This window comes from Pseudomonas sp. ZY71, from assembly GCF_036542145.1.
Lineage (GTDB): Bacteria > Pseudomonadota > Gammaproteobacteria > Pseudomonadales > Pseudomonadaceae > Aquipseudomonas > Aquipseudomonas koreensis_A.
In genome coordinates, this window is the sequence record NZ_CP144274.1 from 5,471,428 (window position 1) to 5,488,182 (window position 16,755).

Here is a 16,755-nt window from a genome sequence, read left to right on the forward strand (position 1 = left end):
TTGAATCTTGGGGTCAGAAAACTCAGTCCAAAGGCGGAACGGGGAGCCCGCGTTTGGCGTAGAAGGCATCGACAAAGGCGGCCAATGTACCCTGTTGAATAGCCTCGCGCAAACCAGCCATCAGCACCTGATAATGGCGCAAGTTATGGATGGTATTGAGCATGCTTCCCAGCATTTCGCCGCACTTGTCCAGGTGATGCAGATAAGCGCGGGAGAAGTTCTGGCAGGTATAGCAATCGCAGGTCGGATCCAGCGGCGATTCATCATGGCGATGGAACGCGTTACGGATCTTCAGCACGCCGGTATCAATGAACAGATGCCCATTGCGGGCATTACGGGTTGGCATCACGCAATCGAACATGTCCACACCGCGGCGCACACCCTCAACCAGATCTTCCGGTTTGCCAACGCCCATAAGGTAACGAGGTTTGTCAGCCGGCATCATGCCCGGCAGATAATCCAATACTTTGATCATCTCGTGCTTCGGCTCGCCCACCGACAGACCGCCAATGGCCAGGCCATCGAAGCCGATCTTGTCGAGGCCTTCGAGCGAGCGCATGCGCAGATCCTGGTGCATGCCGCCCTGAACGATGCCGAACAGCGCCGCGGTGTTTTCACCGTGGGCATTTTTCGAGCGCTGGGCCCAGCGCAGCGACAATTCCATCGAAACGCGAGCAACGTCTTCGTCAGCCGGGTACGGGGTGCATTCGTCGAAGATCATCACGATGTCGGAGCCGAGATCGCGCTGCACCTGCATCGATTCTTCCGGGCCCATGAACACTTTCGCGCCGTCGACCGGGGAGGCGAAGGTCACGCCCTCCTCCTTGATCTTGCGCATCGCGCCCAGGCTGAACACCTGGAAACCACCGGAGTCAGTCAGGATCGGGCCTTTCCACTGCATGAAATCGTGCAGGTCGCCGTGTTCCTTGATCACTTGGGTGCCAGGACGCAGCCACAGGTGGAAGGTGTTGCCGAGAATGATTTCTGCGCCGGTGGCAACGATGTCACGCGGCAACATGCCCTTGACCGTGCCGTAAGTGCCCACCGGCATGAACGCCGGGGTCTCGACGGTGCCACGCGGGAAGGTCAGGCGACCACGCCGGGCCTTGCCATCGGTGGCCAGAAGTTCAAAGGACATGCGACATTCGCGACTCATTCTGTTTCCTCTGGGCCTGTTTGTTCAGGGGCAGTCGGTGCGGGATTACGGGTGATGAACATTGCATCACCGTAGCTGAAAAAGCGGTAACCGTTGTCGACGGCGGCCTTGTAGGCGGCCATGGTCTCGGGATAACCGGCAAATGCCGAAACCAGCATCAACAGCGTCGATTCCGGCAAATGGAAATTGGTCACCAGGGCGTCGACCACATGGAACGGCCGGCCCGGGAAGATAAAGATATCGGTGTCGCCACTGAACGGCTTGAGCACGCCATCGCGCGCGGCACTTTCCAGCGAACGCACGCTGGTGGTACCGACCGCAATCACCCGACCACCGCGCGCACGGCACGCCGCGACCGCATCGACCACGTCCTGGCCGACTTCCAACCACTCAGTGTGCATGTGGTGATCTTCAAGCTTCTCGACGCGCACCGGCTGGAACGTCCCCGCGCCCACGTGCAACGTAACGAATGTGGTCTCAACGCCCTTGGCCGCAATCGCTTCCATCAGCGACTGATCGAAATGGAGCCCGGCCGTCGGCGCCGCCACCGCACCGAGTTTCTCGGCGTACACGGTCTGATAACGCTCGCGATCCGAGCCTTCGTCCGGGCGGTCTATATAAGGAGGCAACGGCATGTGCCCGACGCGATCAAGCAGCGGCAACACTTCTTCAGCAAAGCCCAGCTCGAACAACGCATCGTGACGCGCAAGCATTTCGGCTTCGCCACCACCGTCGATAAGAATCTTCGAACCCGGCTTCGGCGACTTGCTGGAACGCACATGGGCCAGCACGCGGTGCGTATCGAGCACCCGCTCAACAAGGATTTCCAGCTTGCCGCCGGACGCTTTCTGCCCGAACAGCCGCGCCGGAATCACCCGGGTATTGTTGAACACCATCAAATCGCCCGGGCGCAAGTGCTCAAGCAAATCAGTGAATTGACGGTGTGCGAGGGCGCCGCTCGGCCCGTCAAGGGTCAGCAGGCGACTACCGCGACGCTCGGCCAAAGGGTGGCGGGCGATCAGCGAATCAGGGAGCTCGAAAGTAAAGTCAGCAACGCGCATGATGGGGTTCGTCTAGCAGGGCCGGAAAGTCTAGCGGAAATATCGAAAATTCTCTATGTACCTGATTGACCGACGGTAATCTCATCTCTATACTTCGCCGCCATTGAGCCCTGATGGCGGAATTGGTAGACGCGGCGGATTCAAAATCCGTTTTCGAAAGGAGTGGGAGTTCGAGTCTCCCTCGGGGCACCAAAATTAAGAAAGGTCTTGCTTAGCAAGGCCTTTTTTTTCGTCTGCCGGAAAGTGGCTGCTGTTGTAGGAGCTGCCGCAGGCTGCGATCTTTTGATCCACCGCTTCTTGGTCAACCGAAAACCCAAGGACCCACCCCATGGAAACGTCACTGGAAACAGTCGCCCTTTTCTCCCTCAAGCTCGCTTACGAGGAAGAAGGCCTGAGCCCGATTCTGCGGGACGACATGGTCATGGGTGATTACCAGAAAGACATTTTCGAACTATTAGTGCGGCGCGGGGATGTCGAGACCATTCAGTTCAAGATGAATGAATGCCTGGGTTTGGCGATGGACGCCTTGGGCGGTGTCGAGAAGCCGCTCGGACGTGAGTTGCAAAAGCTATCAGAAGATTTCCGCCAAGCCCGATCCATTGACCAGCTTAAAAACCCGCTGCTCTTAATCTTAGATTATCTAAAAGATAGCCAGTGACAGCCTTGCGTCGTTTACGCCATAAAATATCGCCTCTGTTCGGCCCCCTTTTACTTAGAAATCATCAGCGCCTCCTTCCTCAGAAACATACAGTGGACGAAAAGGTGGCACTAGGCTATCTTCCTAAAGAGACTTGTCCATAAAAATTACGCTGTAGACTAGGAAATCATGTAATGGATGACACAACAAAAAACTTCGGAAGTTTAGAAATACACTTTCACGGGGACATTACAAAAAACCACCAAGTCAGCCTTAGAACTCTTGGGAAAGCCCTAAAACATACGCAAAATGCGATAGACAGAGCTTATATAGATGAAAAGCGAGGAGGCCTAACTAAAAATGCAACGATGCACTCAAAAGACTACCCCGACTCCGAATTCTTAGTACAACCACCCGAACCTGGTGGCTATATAATTCGTTTCTTCGCGCAAACCTCCGCGGGTCGTAGATGTCTTGATAAAGTCTCACACGTCATAAGTAAAATATACAGCAACGATATGAAGGGTGCCACTGGCGAGGGTTCAATTCAAAATCAAGCAAAACTAAGACTTGCGACTCTGGAAGCGGGTGGGATATCCGCCAGATTCTACGACGACGCTAAAGATGAAGACGACCCATTCGTTAAGCGCGATTATGCAGAACGCTCTATAGCAAAAGAGATAGACCAACTACTTAGCATAATCAGATCCAAGAGCGCTGGAGATAGTCAAATTGAACTAACAATGATCGCATCCAGTAGCCATGACTTTATGTTTGGGGCAATAAAAAGTGATCAATTCCACGCACAGGTATCTAGAAGATCTGTAGGCCAACCTATAATCTATGAAGGAAAAATAGTTGAATTGAATGCAAAACTTTTAAAAGGACAATTCGAAAACAAAAGCTCAGAAAAGTCTTGCAATCTAGTTTTCCCGGACAAAGAATCTTTCGAAAGCGCAAAGGACTATTTAGAAGCCAACATGGCCAAACCAATAACATTCATTGGCGCCCCTATTGTCGAATTCGAATCTTACGACATCAAGGCAGGAGATGTCGTCTTCCTGAAGGCTCTCTTACATGATTGACATACTAAAAAGTCGATTAGAGGATGCGTTAAAGGATGCGACAAAAGGCGTCTCGATCTTTAGTATTTTGTCAATAATGATTTGCACAGCTTTTATAAACTTCAACCAAACTCACTCCGAACAGATATTAAACGCTATTCTTCAGACAGAAATATCCGACCTTGTTGGCGACAAAAGCATTTTATTAAAAATAAAAATAAAAGAAATCTTTTACGCAACAATCACAACCTTCTTCTTCAATAAAATTATCACCTTACTCAAATCAGAATATTTTGACCTACTCTACTTAACAATCTTAAAGCAATACATTTCAAAAATAAAAATAACGAAAGAAAAAAATACCACCTTAGAAACAGAGGTACTCAGCAAGTATCGCACTTCGAGCAATGCACACTGCACAACATCCATACTAATAATCGCAACATCGTTAACAGCCTTGCACGACAAAGACCTTTTATTATCAGCAATACTCGGCGCTTTCGCAATCACACAAATTATTTGGTCAATCCACACTTCAGCAAAATATCTAATCGCTCGAATCTTACCGCTAATAATAAACTCCACACCAGAAATTACACAAGAATCGCTAGATGAGTTATTCAGCAAACTTTAAATTTTGAGATACTTTCTTTAGCCCCCCTTAAAATCACTACTACTCACCCCAAAAATTCAGCACCTTAAATAACGCTAAAAACCAGATAACAGTAAATCCTCTGGCAATACCAACACAGCGGATCGACTCCTCCCGATCAATATATATCGGGATTCCGGGTGTTATATCGCGCCCATCAGCATAGGAACTCTCAGTTAACTCCATACATTAACGACGGGCTTTCAGCACGCGGATATCGGTCGGAAACCCATCAGCGCCAACAAGTTTTTTCCAGCCCAGATACTGAAACTCGCCCTTCTCATCAATGTAATCGCCCTTCTCCACCGATCGGCCACCAACCACCGCGACGCGTTTCACTTCGCCACAGCCGCCGTCAGAAGACCGAACCGTATAGATCACATACGGTTTCACGTATTGCGTGGCGCGGAAGTATTGGCCGCAGATTTCGTCGACGGTGATCAGCATGGTTTTCAGGCGCGCTTCGCCGTCGGTGTCTTCGTGCAGCTTGAGGAAGGAGATGTCGCCGACGTCGCTGTAGCCGAGAGCGCGGGCGCGTTGGTAGGCGGGGGAGTTCTGGTGGGCGATGCGGCCTTCCTCCGCAGCACCTTGCATTTTCGCGGCGAACTCGGCTTTGCCTTGGGCGATCATCGCTTCAGCCTGACCCGCGACGTTTTCGCATTGTGCAAATTCTCGGGAGCCGAGGTGATTGGGTGTCAGGTTCGAGCGCTGTTCATTCATGGTCTGCAGGTTGCTTTCCAGGGCAAACATCACGTCGTAGGCGGTGGTGCGACCGCTCTGCACGTCGGCCATTTTTTCCTGCACGCGCTGGCAGTTGCCGGCGTAATACTTCCAGCTGTTTTCCGGATGCTCTTGCACGGCGGCGAATGCTGGGGGGATTACACCGGCGAGGGTGATTGCGCAGAGCAGGCGCAAAGAGTGGGTACTGACGAGCATAGGTAATCCGTTACGGAGATGGGCAGTGGCGCGACGCTACTATTTTGCTATCTTGCCGTCCACTGCCAGTAACGAGGTCGCCAACGCCTCGATGGAGTCAATTTTCAGAGGGAGAAACACCTTGATGGCCGTGTTGTACTTTTTCGTCTGGGCAGCCGTTTGGGCTTGGGTCGTGCAGACCCGTGGTGCCTGGAACCTGATCCTCGCCAACCTGGCGGGTGCCGCCAGCGGTTTCATCGTCGCAATGATTTTTTCAGTGGTCTGTTCGGGCCTTTTCCCGGCGCACGTGCCTCCCTCACCCGAGAATCTGGCCAGTAGCGTGCTGCAAGTGATGACAACGTTCGGCGTGCTGGCGGGCGTCTGGATGTGGCTGGTCAGGCGTCCGAAGCCAGAGCATCCGTTGGCCCGGCAACTTTTCGCCGGTATCTGTGGGCTCGCTGCTGGTGTGACGACGTTGGTGTTTTTCGCGATCAACTTTCACTGAGCAGCGCGCTCGTCACTGGTATTACACGTGTGTTTTGTTATCTTGCCGCCCATCGTCAGCGTTCACTGTGGGCGTGCGTTGATTTCAGGGTTTTGAAGGTTTAAGGAAAGGATCAAATGGAGTTTTTGCGTTTTCTGGCGATTGTTGCGGTTTGGGGGTTCATGTGGCGCTGGGTGGTGCAGAACCGTGGCAGCTGGAATATTTTCTACGGCAATATCGTTGGCGCAGCGGGCGGCTTCATTGTGGCGATGGTGGTGCTGTCGATCACGTTGTCGTTGTTTCCTTCGTCGCATGACTACGAACCGGCGCAGGCTGAAAACACGCAAGTCACCGAGCCAACCTCTCTATTGCCTGAAGCCGAGGCGGTCACACCCGCGGCCGATCTGAAGGATGCGCCGGTTTTTGCTGCCATCGAGCCGGACGACAAGCCCTCTCCCGCCGACTCCGCATTGTTGCCGAACTACGCCGGCCGGGCGCCGAAATCAATCGGGCTACAGACCGTGCTGGATCAAAGCGACTATGACGGTCGCATGGCCCTGGCAGCGCTGAACAAGAAATTGCGTGGCGACGCACAGGCCGACAAGTCGATGATCGCGTATGTCATGTGCAGCCCGTTTGTGACCAGCACGTTGCGCTTCCCCGCTTCGGCGCGGTTTGCTGACAGCAAGGCACTGGTCAGCCACCGCTTCAAGGATCAGGTCTACTCCTTCAACAACACCGTCACGGCGCGCAACATGAACGGCGACGATGTCACCTACCGTTTCGATTGCTCCGTGCAAGAGCAGCCGCGAGTTGACGCGATGCCTGCGCAATGGCGTTTGTTGGCGCTGAAACTGCAAAAAGCCGACTCTTAAGGCTGATTTAAGGGTTCAAGGCGCCGGCTGCGCTATCATCGCCGGCCTGTGCGCCTTGAGCTTTGCCCTCCGATGTCCCGACACCTCACTGATCCCTCTTCGTTGCCTGCCGTGTTGGCCGGCCCACTGCTGCGCAGGCTGGAGCCGAAGCGGTTGGTGCTGTGGTTGATCGGTACGCGCCAGCTGTCGCTGACATTGCGCCTGCAAGGTGTAGGAGACATTCCTCTCGACGCGGAGAAATGCACAGTCATTCCCGTAGGTCGTCAGGCGTTTGTTCATCTCATCGATGTTTCTCTCGACAGCGCCCTGCCCTGCGATACGCGTATCGACTATGACCTGCTGATCGACAACGCGACGGGCATCGCCGACTGGGCGGCGCATTTGCTGTACGGCGATGCAACCAGTCCGAACTTCGTCCTGCGCTCGCGGATCGATCAACTGCTGCACGGCTCTTGCCGCAAGCCGCATCACCCGGCGACGGATGGTTTGCTGTGCGTCGACCAATTGCTGGCGACGGAAACCGATCCGCAACAACGCCCCGCCCTGTTGATGATGAGCGGCGATCAGGTCTACGCCGACGACGTGGCCGGCCCGATGTTGCGGGCGATTCATGCCTTGATCGAACGTCTCGGCCTGTTCGACGAACACCTCGAAGGCGCCGTCGTCAGCGACAGCGCCAAGCTCTACGAACATCCGGCCAGTTACTACCACCGTGCGGATTTGTTACCGGCGCTGGAGAGCAACGAGACATTGCGCGAGCGATTTTTCGGCGGTGCGCGTAAGCCGATTTTCACCAGCAGCAGCGCCGATAATCACTTGGTGACGTTCGCCGAAGTCATGGCGATGTACCTGCTGGTGTGGTCGCCAACGGCCTGGTTGCTGATCGATCCGCAAGCTCCCGAACTGACGCCTGAACGCCTCAAGCGCTACGCCCTCGAACAGACTCGCATCGATGCCTTCAAGACTGCATTAGGCAGGGTCGCCCGCGCGCTGGCACATCTGCCGAGCCTGATGATTTTCGATGATCACGACATCACCGATGACTGGAACCTGTCTGCGCAATGGGAGGAAACGGCCTACGGCCATCCGTTCTCCAAACGCATCATCGGCAACGCGTTGATCGCTTATATGTTGTGTCAGGGCTGGGGAAATAATCCCGATGTATTCAAGGATGTACTGGCGAAAACTCTGGGGCTGAGCGCCAGTGGTGATGATCAGTACCTCGATAGCCCGGTGCAGGACGACTTGATCGATGACCTGCTGCGCTTTCAGCATTGGCATTTCGTCCTGCCCACCAGCCCCGCGCTGGTGGTTATCGACACGCGCACACGGCGCTGGCGCAGTGAGATGGCGCTCAAGCAACCGTCGGGCCTGCTCGATTGGGAGGCGCTGAGCGAACTGCAACAGGAGCTGCTTGATCATCCGTCAGCGATCATCGTTTCCCCGGCGCCGATCTTCGGCGTGAAGCTGATTGAAACCGTACAAAAAGTCTTCAGCTGGTGCGGTTACCCGCTGCTGGTCGACGCGGAAAACTGGATGGCCCATCGTGGTGCGGCGCAGGTGATCCTGAATATTTTCCGCCACTCGCGCACACCGGGTAACTACGTGGTGCTGTCGGGCGATGTGCATTATTCCTTCGTCTACGAAGTACTTATCCGACACCGCAAGGCCGGGCCGCGAATCTGGCAGATCACCAGCAGCGGGATCAAGAACGAGTTTCCGAAAAGCCTGCTGGAATGGTTCGACCGCCTCAACCGCTGGCTCTACTCGCCACGCTCACCGCTGAACTGGTTTACCAAACGCCGACGCATGCGCATCGTGCCGTATACGCCGGAACATGCTGAGGCTGGCGAACGCTTATGGAATTCGGCGGGGATCGGTCAGGTGTTTTTCAATGAGCAGGGGCAGCCGCGCGAGATCATTCAGCACAATTCGAATGGCAAGGCGAAGACGCGGATGCTGGCGCCGGATCTGGCGGATTATCCGGACTAGCCATAGTTTTTTCCTACACCGGGAATGCCGAATGCCGACAACGCGGCGGTTTCTCGCTGCCCGAGGCAGTGGACAAGGATTACAGCCTTCTCAGAAACGTCTCCAGAGTTCTTAAGTGATACTGAGCGTGCTCGCAGCAAGCCTTCTGCGAAACAACCACTGATAGGTATCACCTTGTCATCATGTACTCATTTCTGTACGTTCTTTGCTAATAGCGAGGACTACTTCATGCAAACCATCAACTACACCACCGCCCGTGCGCATTTGGCCGAAACAATGGACCGCGTTAACGAGGACCGTGCTCCCCTACTGGTCACACGCCAAAAAGGTGAGCCCGTCGTGATGATGTCTCTGGCTGAGTACAACGCACTCGAAGAAACAGCCTACCTACTGCGCTCTCCCGCCAATGCCGAGCGGTTGATCAAATCGATTGGCGAAATGCGTGCCGGCAAAGCCAAAGTGAGGCAATTGATCGAAGAATGAAAATCGAGTTCACGCCATCAGGTTGGGAAGACTATTTGTGGTTTCAACAGAACGATAAGGCCGGACTCAAACGTATCAATCTGTTGATCAAAGCAATCCAGCGTGTACCGTTTGAAGGTATCGGCAAACCTGAGCCGCTCAAACACAACATGAGCGGCTTTTGGTCCAGACGAGTATCGGGTGAGCATCGTTTGGTCTACAGCATTGAAGGTGGTGAGATTTGCGTTATTAGCTGCAAATATCACTACTGATGGTATGCCCCACACCTCTGACAATCATCTCCACCTCCCGCTCATCAATCGTCAACGGTGGCAGCAGCCGTATCGTCTTGCCACGCGTGACGTTGATCAACAGCCCATGATCCCGCGCGGCGATCAGGGTCAGATCACGCACCGGTTGTTTCAGCTCGATACCGATCATCAAACCCTGACCACGAATCGCCAGCACATTGGGATTGTCCGCCAGCTCTGCGCGCAGGCGAGTTAATAGCCGTTCCCCCTGAATCCGGGCGTTTTCCAACAGGCCCTGTTCTTCGATGATGTCCAGCACCGTGCAACCGACCCGACACGCCAGCGGATTGCCGCCGAAGGTGCTGCCATGGCTGCCGGGCGTAAACAGATCCGCCGCCCTGCCCCGGGCCAGGCACGCGCCGATTGGCACGCCGTTGCCCAGCCCTTTTGCCAGGGTCATGACATCCGGGACGATGCCTTCATGTTGAAACGCGAACCAACGCCCGGTGCGGCCGATGCCGGTCTGGATTTCATCGAGCATCAGTAACCACGCATGGCGATTGCACAGTTCCCGCAGGGCTTTCAAATAACCAGAGGGCGCGAGCTGCACGCCGCTTTCGCCCTGAATCGGCTCGACCAGAATCGCCACAATGCGCTCGCCGTGCTTTTTCTGCGCCTGCTCGAGCGCAGCGAGATCACCAAATGGCACTTTGAGGAAATCCCCCGGCAATTCGTTGAAACCCAAGCGCACCGCCGGACCATCACTGGCCGACAAGGTACCGAGTGTGCGGCCATGGAACGCGTTGGCCATGACCACCACCAGCGGCTGTTCGATACCCTTGCGCCAGCCGTACAAACGCGCCAGCTTCAGCGCCGTTTCATTGGCCTCGGCACCCGAGTTATTGAAGAACGCACGCTCCATCCCCGACAGTTCGGTCAGCCGTTTAGCCAGTTGTTGCTGCCAATCGATGCTGTACAGATTCGAGGTGTGCAGCAACAACCCGGCCTGCTCGCTGATCGCCGAAACAATCCGCGGGTGCGAGTGGCCGACGTTGGTCACCGCGACACCGGCCACCGCATCCAGATACTCGCGGCCGGCCTGATCCCACAGGCGAGTGCCCAGGCCCTTGGTGAAGCTCAAGGCCAGTGGTTGGTAGGTGTTCATCAGGGCGGCGGTCATGACTTCAAACTCCAGTGCAGGTCGGTGTGCTGGCAGTATGGTTAGCCAGCTAAACTGGATAAACTCGGCAAAACTTCATTCATTTAAAAGCAGGGCTTGATAATGGACCTGTTCCAGTCGATGAGCGTGTACGTCAAAGTCGTCGAAGCCGGGAGCATGACGGCGGCCGCGTTGCAGTGCGATATGTCGACGACCATGGTCGGCAATCACCTGCGTGCGCTGGAACAGCGGCTCGGAGTGCAATTGCTACAACGCACGACACGGCGACAGCGGCTGACTGAATTTGGCAGCGTCTACTACCAGCGTTGTCTGGATGTCTTGGGACTGGTGGCCGACTCCGAACGCTTGGCGGAACAAGCACTCGATGAGCCGCGTGGCCTGCTGCGCATTACCGCGCCACTGACTTTTGGCGTAGAACGCCTGGCGCCAGCGCTCAGCGAGTTTTCCCTGCAATATCCACAGGTCAAAATGGACGTGGTGCTGACCAACAGCCGCCCCGACCTGCTGGAAAGTGGTCTGGACGTGGCGTTTCGGTTGGGGCATTTCGACGAGTCGAATCTGATCGCCCGCCCCCTGATCGATTACACACTGACTGTGTGCGCGTCCCCGCAATACGTGGCCCGGCGAGGCATGCCGCAAACCCCTGAAGATTTGCAACAACACGACTGCCTGTCGTTCGCCTACCCTGCCGGCGACGATTGGCAATCAGTGGAAAAACGCTGGCGCCTCAGCGGCCCGGAGGGAGAAATTCTCGTCGACGTCAGCGGACCGATGCTGATGAACACTTCCGCAGGGTTGCACCAGGCCGCACGCACCGGCATGGGCATCGTGATGCTGCCCGATGCGCTGGTGGAACAGGATCTGCGCGACGGCAAACTGGTGACCGTCGTTCCCGACTATCAACCTCCAAGCCGCCCCCTGCATTTGCTTTATGCTCCGGATCGCTATCGTTTGCCGAAGCTGCGCCGCTTCGTCGAATTCGCGATGCAGACATGGGGCAGATCCTGAAAACGAGCGACCTGGACATTGTCTCGAAGAATTACTGACAAGGAGTCGAAGCGAAGATGAACAACAACCTGACCGTACGCGACCTGCTATCTGACGAAGTGGAGTCGGTACGGCTGTTCCTCGGCCAACATGGCTGGGGGCACCGTACCGGTTCCAGCGAACATTTCGCGCAACTCATCGAACACTCGCAACGCACGGCGATTGCCCTGCTCGGCGCGCAGATCGTTGGCTTTGCCCGGGGCATAACCGATGGCTTGTCCAACGGTTACCTGTCGATGGTCGTGGTCGATGGCGAGTATCGACGCACAGGCATTGGCCGCAGACTGGTTGAGCATGTCATGGGCGATAACCCCGATATCACCTGGGTACTGCGTGCAGGACGAGAAGGCGCCGAAGCCTTTTTTGCCCGCCTGGGTTTTGAGACGTCGGTGATTGCCATGGAGCGACCGCGATTGAAATAACGGGCGGGCGCTCTGGCAACGGCTATGATCAGCTTCTCTTTCCAGCATGGACGCTGCGCGATGCTCGTCACTCTTCAAAATACTCCCTTGTGGGTTTATGTGGTTTTTCTGGTTCTGGTGTATTTCGGCCTCAAGGCCCGAAAACCCCAACATGAAAGCCGGTTTTCCCTGCTGTCGACCCCGCTGGTGTTGTTGGGCTGGTCGCTGTTGTCGTTGAACCTGACGGTTGATCCAGGCTTGAGCCTCAGCGGCTGGCTCATTGCTTTGTTACTGGGCGCTCTATCGGCATCGCTGATTTTCCCCAACAAGGGGATAAATCTTGATGATCCGGAAACCGGGTTGATCGTGCCGGGCACTTGGAAAGCGCTGATTCTGCTCCTGCTTTTTTTTGCAGTGAACTACTACTTCGGTTATCAGGATGACGCGCACCCAGAGCGCGCTGCCGCCCCGGATATGTTGCTGTTCAAAGCCGCAGCATCAGGCCTTATCAGTGGTCTGATTAGCGCTCGCTCACTGAAATATTACCGTTTGCTGCGCACCCTTCAGGCTCAACGTCCGCCATTGGGCGCCCAATGATTCAAGAACCGCTTTTCACCAACACCGGTTTTTCCTGAGGGGCTGCGTATCGTGCACCGTATCCTGCAATTACACGGGCGCGATATACAGTTACTGGGCATGAGCGGGCGTGGCGCGACGTTCCGCTTCTCGCGATCAACAGATCAGCAAAGCGCCGAACAATGGATGATGCGTTCAATGAATTTGCACAGCCAGGGCAAATAGTTGAGACCGCCGGCCCGTTGCTCCGTGACAACGCCGCCCCGCTCCCCTAAATTAGTCGGCCTGAAAAAGCCCTCGGTTTTCTCATCTCCACTCAAGTTAAAAAGTAGTGAAATTTCAATGTCCGATTTCAACACCGCTGAATCCGTAGTCACCGAATCGTCCAAAGCGGAATACGAAAACTCCATCAATCTTTCACAACACCTGCCACAAGCCAAAATCATCAGCGAGATGGTCCTGGACGCGTTCCAGTCGACCCGCGAAAGCGACCAGATCCGCGAGCTGCGCGCGGCGATCCGTCAGGCTCACGATAGCTTCGATGACGACAAGGCCTACGAGCTGATGGGCGAACTCAAGGCGCTGAAAGACGCTGAAGCGGCGGACCTCGCCGCCCTTGAAGACCTCAGCAGCAAGTTCTCGATCGGCCGCATCCTGTCCAGCTTCAAGGACGATCCGGCGTTCCAGGAAATCGTTTACGGCCTCGCGCTGAAAGTGCTGAACCAGACCCATCAGGCGATCAGCAATCCGAGCGGCGGCAAGAGCAAGGCTGCGAAGAAGAAAGACGTCGAAATCTTCACCATCAGCAAGGACGGCATCAGCGTGACCTTGCCGCTGCGCACGCCACGCTCGCGTCTGAACGTAGACCGTGCAGCGCTGGAGTTCCTCGGTTTCACCTTCGTCGGTGAAGGCGAAGAAGCGGAGCTGGAAAGCGAAGTCTTCGTCGACAACGCGGGTACCGAGCAGGCGGTAAACCGCAAGAACATCATCACCGCACTGCAACAGCAGACTGCGTTTGATGGTTACAGCATCGCCGCGCAGTAATAGCGCAGCCGCTGTACGAAAAAGCCCCGCACTGAGATTCAGGCGGGGCTTTTTGGTTTTCGGCTTGGGATTAGCGGAATGGCGTAAATCCCAGCCCCTCACCCCAGCCCTCTCCCGAGGGAGAGGGAGCCGATCGGGAGATATTCAAGAGATGCACCGAAATGAAAGTGCTGCGCCGAATCCACAATCGCCTCGGTCTCTCAGGTCGATGTATAGCGCAAGACACCTCGGTCGGTCCCCTCTCCCTCTGGGAGAGGGTTAGGGTGAGGGCAAGCCGCCAAACCACCTCAAGCCGAAGGATGCAACGCTACAATCATGTCCACTTCAATCGCTGCGTTCTTCGGCAACTGATACACACCGACCGTGGTGCGCGTGTGCCGTCCGGCATCGCCGAGCACATGACTGAACACGTCCGACGCACCGTTGGCCACTTCACTCAGGTCAACGAAGTCCGGCGTCGACTTCACATACACTGTCACCCGCAACAACGCCTTGATCTTGTCCAGCGAACCCACCGCGTCAACGATCAACGCCAGGCAACGCATTGCACTGATGCTGGCGGCGGCCTGGGCATCCTTGAGGGTCAACTCCAGCCCAACCCGACCGGGATACTGAATCTTGCCGTGGGTGCGCGGCACCATACCGCTGATGTACAGCTCATCATGATGACGGATCAGCGGCGCGTAATTGCCGCCGGCGGTGTTCTCACCATAGATGTCGTAGTTCAGCTCTTGAGCCAGGGCAATAAAACGCTCGTCGCAGGTCATCCTCTCAGTCATTTCGCCCAGCCTTATGATCAGTACATGAAGAACCGCAGGTTAAGACAGCCAGGCAGCGGCCAATGGCAAGGCGCTACCACTGTCATGGTTGGATCCAAATCTAGGGGGTTTACCGGAAGTCTGCAACCAGCAACCCAGCAAATTCAGTGACGTTGGGATTCGCGAGCAGGCTCGCTCCCACAGGGGATATGTGATCGACGCAGATCCAATGTGGGAGCGAGCCTGCTCGCGAATGGCAGCACATCAAATCAGCATAATCCACCCAACAAAAAACCCCGCACATCTCTCAATGTACGGGGTTTTTCTTCAAGCCTTTGAGCCTTACGGCGCGTACGTCAGCAGCAGCTCTGCGGGCACCTTGAAGTCCAGAGACATCATGACGCTCAACGCAGTGATGGTGAAGATCGAGAACACGAACAGCTTGCGTGCCCAGACCGTGTCATCCACCGCTTTGTAGCCGGTCCAGGCCATGTACAACCAGTACATGCCCATGGCCGCGGCGACGGCGAGGTAGCTCATGCCGGCGTAACCGCTGAAGGTCAGCATCAAGGTCGCTACGAGGAACGCCAGGATGTAGAGCAGGATGTGCTTCTTGGCCACTTGAATCCCGCGCTTCACTGGCAGCACCGGAATCGATGCGGCCAGGTAATCGTTGAAGCGGAAGATCGCGATGGCGTAGGAATGCGGCATCTGCCACAGGCTGAACATCACCAGCAACGTCAGCGCGGCCATGTCGAAGCTGTTGGTTACGGCAACGTAACCGATCACTGGCGGCATGGCGCCCGACAGACTGCCCACCAGCGTGCCGTGAACCGACTTGCGCTTGAGGTACAGGCTGTAGAAGCCGACGTAGATGATGAAGCCGATCACCGCGAACAAAGCGGCCAACGGGTTGGCCACCTTGTACAACAATGCAACGCCGAGAACACCAAGGATGGTCGCGTAGACCAGGGCCAGTTTCAGGGAGATCAAGCCCTGCACCAGCACCCGGTTTTTAGTGCGTTCCATCTTCAGGTCGATGTCGCGGTCGATGCAGTTGTTGAACACGCAACCGGAGGCAACAACCAGGGATGTACCGATCATGGCAGCCAGAAACACCGCCAGATCCACATGCCCTTTCGAGGCCAGGAAGAACCCGCCTGCCACAGAAAGCACGTTACCGAAAATGATCCCCGGTTTGGTGATTTGGATAAAGTGCTTGAGCGACATCGGGTCTTACCTCACTTCGCCATCATGTAGGTGTGGATGCTGAACATGATCCACAACGACAGGCCAACCAGCAGCACGATCACGATCGCCGTAAAGACGAATGCAATCACGTTGTTACGCTGAGCAATGGAACGGTCCAGGTGCAGGAAGTAATACAGGTGAACGATCACCTGGATCACTGCGAACAGCAGAACGATTGCCAGCGTGGTGGCCTTCGGCAGGCTCGGGTACATCACCAGACCGAATGGGATGACGGTCAGGATCACCGACAGGATGAAGCCAATGGCGTACGACTTTACGCTGCCGTGGCCAGCATCATGGCTGTCATGGGAGTGTGCATTAGCCATTACAGAGTCCCCATCAGGTAAACAACGGTGAATACGCAGATCCACACCACGTCCAGGAAGTGCCAGAACAGGCTCAGGCAGCTCAGACGGGTCTTGTTGGTCGCCGTCAGGCCGTGCTTGTTGACCTGGTACATCATGATGCCCATCCAGATCAGACCCGCAGATACGTGCAGACCGTGGGTACCGACCAGGGTGAAGAACGCGGACAGGAAGCCCGAACGGCTAGGACCGAAGCCCTCGGAGATCAGCAGGTGGAACTCGTTGATCTCCATGGCGATAAAGCCTGCGCCGAGCAGGAAGGTCATGAACAACCAACCCAGAACCTGCTGCTTCTTGCCTTTGAACAACGCCAGCATGGCGAAGCCGTAGGTGATCGAACTGAACAACAGCAGAGCGGTTTCGCCCAGCACGTATGGCAGTTCGAAGATGTCGTGGCCCGCTGGGCCACCGGCTACGTTGTTTACCAGTACTGCGTACACCGCGAAGATCGACGCAAACAGAATGCAGTCGGTCATCAGGTAGAGCCAGAAACCGTATACGGTCATCTCGCCCGAGTCGTGGTGATGGTCATCGTGCCCATGGTCACCATGGGCGTGTCCAACATTGGTCACTAAGTTCGACAT

The 16,755-nt window shown here is 55.6% G+C and carries 20 protein-coding genes, 1 tRNA gene and 1 pseudogene; 14 read left to right on the forward strand and 8 right to left on the reverse strand.

Annotation, left to right across the window (positions count from 1 at the left end; translation table 11 throughout):
- Positions 1–22 precede the first annotated feature (22 nt).
- Together tgt and queA are read right to left on the reverse strand one after the other, a co-directional pair.
- A complete protein-coding gene (gene tgt, locus VY732_RS24165) occupies positions 23–1,138 on the reverse strand; it encodes a tRNA guanosine(34) transglycosylase Tgt (RefSeq protein WP_163004798.1) in 1,116 nt (371 codons plus the stop codon).
- A 14-nt stretch (positions 1,139–1,152) separates the two neighbouring features.
- On the reverse strand, positions 1,153–2,217 hold the full coding sequence (gene queA, locus VY732_RS24170) for a tRNA preQ1(34) S-adenosylmethionine ribosyltransferase-isomerase QueA (RefSeq protein ID WP_077574434.1): 1,065 nt from the start codon (positions 2,215–2,217) through the stop codon (positions 1,153–1,155).
- A 107-nt stretch (positions 2,218–2,324) separates the two neighbouring features.
- Between queA and VY732_RS24175 the strand changes: the two genes are divergently transcribed.
- The 4 genes from VY732_RS24175 (at position 2,325) to VY732_RS24190 (ending at position 4,552) form a co-directional block, all read left to right on the forward strand.
- Positions 2,325–2,409: transfer RNA gene (locus VY732_RS24175), tRNA-Leu, on the forward strand.
- Positions 2,410–2,545: 136 nt separating this feature from the next.
- Entirely contained in the window at positions 2,546–2,875 is a 330-nt protein-coding gene (locus VY732_RS24180) for a hypothetical protein (protein WP_331691996.1), read from the forward strand.
- 173 nt (positions 2,876–3,048) lie between these two features.
- Positions 3,049–3,939, forward strand: coding sequence for a hypothetical protein (locus VY732_RS24185; protein ID WP_116031622.1), 891 nt, complete (start codon positions 3,049–3,051; stop codon positions 3,937–3,939).
- Positions 3,932–4,552 carry a hypothetical protein gene (locus VY732_RS24190; protein ID WP_331691998.1) on the forward strand — a complete coding sequence of 207 codons (621 nt, stop codon included), beginning with the start codon at positions 3,932–3,934 and terminating at the stop codon, positions 4,550–4,552. Before VY732_RS24185 ends, VY732_RS24190 begins: the two co-directional genes overlap by 8 nt.
- Before the next feature lie 207 nt (positions 4,553–4,759).
- Here VY732_RS24190 and VY732_RS24195 read toward each other — a convergent pair whose 3' ends face one another.
- A complete protein-coding gene (locus VY732_RS24195; RefSeq protein WP_331691999.1) occupies positions 4,760–5,506 on the reverse strand; it encodes a hypothetical protein in 747 nt (248 codons plus the stop codon).
- A 25-nt stretch (positions 5,507–5,531) separates the two neighbouring features.
- Here VY732_RS24195 and VY732_RS24200 point away from each other — a divergent pair, with 25 nt between their 5' ends.
- The 5 genes from VY732_RS24200 (at position 5,532) to VY732_RS24220 (ending at position 9,570) form a co-directional block, all read left to right on the forward strand.
- A complete protein-coding gene (locus tag VY732_RS24200) occupies positions 5,532–5,990 on the forward strand; it encodes a hypothetical protein (protein ID WP_331692000.1) in 459 nt (152 codons plus the stop codon).
- 116 nt (positions 5,991–6,106) lie between these two features.
- Positions 6,107–6,844, forward strand: a complete 738-nt coding sequence (locus VY732_RS24205; RefSeq protein ID WP_331692001.1) for a hypothetical protein — start codon at positions 6,107–6,109, stop codon at positions 6,842–6,844.
- 72 nt (positions 6,845–6,916) lie between these two features.
- A complete protein-coding gene (locus tag VY732_RS24210) occupies positions 6,917–8,836 on the forward strand; it encodes an alkaline phosphatase D family protein (protein ID WP_331692002.1) in 1,920 nt (639 codons plus the stop codon).
- 228 nt (positions 8,837–9,064) lie between these two features.
- Complete coding sequence (locus tag VY732_RS24215) at positions 9,065–9,319, forward strand: type II toxin-antitoxin system prevent-host-death family antitoxin (protein WP_086791676.1); 255 nt, start codon at positions 9,065–9,067, stop codon at positions 9,317–9,319.
- Positions 9,316–9,570, forward strand: coding sequence for a Txe/YoeB family addiction module toxin (locus tag VY732_RS24220; protein ID WP_331692003.1), 255 nt, complete (start codon positions 9,316–9,318; stop codon positions 9,568–9,570). The genes VY732_RS24215 and VY732_RS24220 overlap by 4 nt, the downstream gene beginning before the upstream one ends.
- Here the strand turns inward: VY732_RS24220 and VY732_RS24225 are convergent.
- Positions 9,548–10,729, reverse strand: a complete 1,182-nt coding sequence (locus VY732_RS24225; RefSeq protein WP_331692004.1) for an aspartate aminotransferase family protein — start codon at positions 10,727–10,729, stop codon at positions 9,548–9,550. The genes VY732_RS24220 and VY732_RS24225 overlap by 23 nt on opposite strands.
- A 102-nt stretch (positions 10,730–10,831) precedes the next feature.
- Here VY732_RS24225 and VY732_RS24230 point away from each other — a divergent pair, with 102 nt between their 5' ends.
- The 5 genes and pseudogenes from VY732_RS24230 (at position 10,832) to VY732_RS24250 (ending at position 13,797) form a co-directional block, all read left to right on the forward strand.
- A complete protein-coding gene (locus tag VY732_RS24230) occupies positions 10,832–11,737 on the forward strand; it encodes a LysR family transcriptional regulator (RefSeq protein ID WP_137218395.1) in 906 nt (301 codons plus the stop codon).
- A gap of 56 nt (positions 11,738–11,793) precedes the next feature.
- A complete protein-coding gene (locus VY732_RS24235; RefSeq protein WP_077574458.1) occupies positions 11,794–12,198 on the forward strand; it encodes a GNAT family N-acetyltransferase in 405 nt (134 codons plus the stop codon).
- Between the two features lie 60 nt (positions 12,199–12,258).
- Positions 12,259–12,774, forward strand: a complete 516-nt coding sequence (locus VY732_RS24240) for a hypothetical protein (protein ID WP_331695892.1) — start codon at positions 12,259–12,261, stop codon at positions 12,772–12,774.
- Between the two features lie 39 nt (positions 12,775–12,813).
- Positions 12,814–12,978, forward strand: a pseudogene (locus VY732_RS24245) (ATP-binding protein); the annotation flags it as partial.
- Between the two features lie 117 nt (positions 12,979–13,095).
- Complete coding sequence (locus VY732_RS24250) at positions 13,096–13,797, forward strand: hypothetical protein (protein WP_123595720.1); 702 nt, start codon at positions 13,096–13,098, stop codon at positions 13,795–13,797.
- A 287-nt stretch (positions 13,798–14,084) separates the two neighbouring features.
- On the opposite strand, the gene VY732_RS24255 is transcribed toward VY732_RS24250, so the two are convergent.
- The 4 genes from VY732_RS24255 to cyoC form a co-directional block, all read right to left on the reverse strand.
- A complete protein-coding gene (locus VY732_RS24255) occupies positions 14,085–14,576 on the reverse strand; it encodes a RidA family protein (RefSeq protein WP_034156086.1) in 492 nt (163 codons plus the stop codon).
- A 321-nt stretch (positions 14,577–14,897) separates the two neighbouring features.
- Positions 14,898–15,785, reverse strand: a complete 888-nt coding sequence (cyoE, locus tag VY732_RS24260) for a heme o synthase (protein WP_007916939.1) — start codon at positions 15,783–15,785, stop codon at positions 14,898–14,900.
- An 11-nt stretch (positions 15,786–15,796) separates the two neighbouring features.
- Positions 15,797–16,132: a cytochrome o ubiquinol oxidase subunit IV gene (gene cyoD, locus VY732_RS24265; protein ID WP_007916940.1), complete on the reverse strand. Its 336-nt coding sequence runs from the start codon at positions 16,130–16,132 to the stop codon at positions 15,797–15,799.
- Positions 16,132–16,755 carry a cytochrome o ubiquinol oxidase subunit III gene (cyoC, locus tag VY732_RS24270; RefSeq protein ID WP_016985612.1) on the reverse strand — a complete coding sequence of 208 codons (624 nt, stop codon included), beginning with the start codon at positions 16,753–16,755 and terminating at the stop codon, positions 16,132–16,134. The genes cyoD and cyoC overlap by 1 nt, the downstream gene beginning before the upstream one ends.

Excerpts from the sequence above, each read along its gene's own strand:
- VY732_RS24235 (WP_077574458.1), top strand. The coding sequence starts at position 11,794 with ATGAACAACAACCTGACCGTACGCGACCTGCTATCTGACGAAGTGGAG.
- cyoE (WP_007916939.1), bottom strand. The coding sequence starts at position 15,785 with ATGTCGCTCAAGCACTTTATCCAAATCACCAAACCGGGGATCATTTTC.
- VY732_RS24255 (WP_034156086.1), bottom strand. The coding sequence starts at position 14,576 with ATGACTGAGAGGATGACCTGCGACGAGCGTTTTATTGCCCTGGCTCAA.
- VY732_RS24225 (WP_331692004.1), bottom strand. The coding sequence starts at position 10,729 with ATGACCGCCGCCCTGATGAACACCTACCAACCACTGGCCTTGAGCTTC.
- tgt (WP_163004798.1), bottom strand. The coding sequence starts at position 1,138 with ATGTCCTTTGAACTTCTGGCCACCGATGGCAAGGCCCGGCGTGGTCGC.
- VY732_RS24190 (WP_331691998.1), top strand. The coding sequence starts at position 3,932 with ATGATTGACATACTAAAAAGTCGATTAGAGGATGCGTTAAAGGATGCG.
- VY732_RS24220 (WP_331692003.1), top strand. The coding sequence starts at position 9,316 with ATGAAAATCGAGTTCACGCCATCAGGTTGGGAAGACTATTTGTGGTTT.
- VY732_RS24230 (WP_137218395.1), top strand. The coding sequence starts at position 10,832 with ATGGACCTGTTCCAGTCGATGAGCGTGTACGTCAAAGTCGTCGAAGCC.
- queA (WP_077574434.1), bottom strand. The coding sequence starts at position 2,217 with ATGCGCGTTGCTGACTTTACTTTCGAGCTCCCTGATTCGCTGATCGCC.
- VY732_RS24240 (WP_331695892.1), top strand. The coding sequence starts at position 12,259 with ATGCTCGTCACTCTTCAAAATACTCCCTTGTGGGTTTATGTGGTTTTT.
- cyoC (WP_016985612.1), bottom strand. The coding sequence starts at position 16,755 with ATGTCGAACTTAGTGACCAATGTTGGACACGCCCATGGTGACCATGGG.
- VY732_RS24185 (WP_116031622.1), top strand. The coding sequence starts at position 3,049 with ATGGATGACACAACAAAAAACTTCGGAAGTTTAGAAATACACTTTCAC.
- VY732_RS24210 (WP_331692002.1), top strand. The coding sequence starts at position 6,917 with ATGTCCCGACACCTCACTGATCCCTCTTCGTTGCCTGCCGTGTTGGCC.
- VY732_RS24205 (WP_331692001.1), top strand. The coding sequence starts at position 6,107 with ATGGAGTTTTTGCGTTTTCTGGCGATTGTTGCGGTTTGGGGGTTCATG.
- VY732_RS24250 (WP_123595720.1), top strand. The coding sequence starts at position 13,096 with ATGTCCGATTTCAACACCGCTGAATCCGTAGTCACCGAATCGTCCAAA.
- VY732_RS24195 (WP_331691999.1), bottom strand. The coding sequence starts at position 5,506 with ATGCTCGTCAGTACCCACTCTTTGCGCCTGCTCTGCGCAATCACCCTC.
- VY732_RS24215 (WP_086791676.1), top strand. The coding sequence starts at position 9,065 with ATGCAAACCATCAACTACACCACCGCCCGTGCGCATTTGGCCGAAACA.
- VY732_RS24180 (WP_331691996.1), top strand. The coding sequence starts at position 2,546 with ATGGAAACGTCACTGGAAACAGTCGCCCTTTTCTCCCTCAAGCTCGCT.
- cyoD (WP_007916940.1), bottom strand. The coding sequence starts at position 16,132 with ATGGCTAATGCACACTCCCATGACAGCCATGATGCTGGCCACGGCAGC.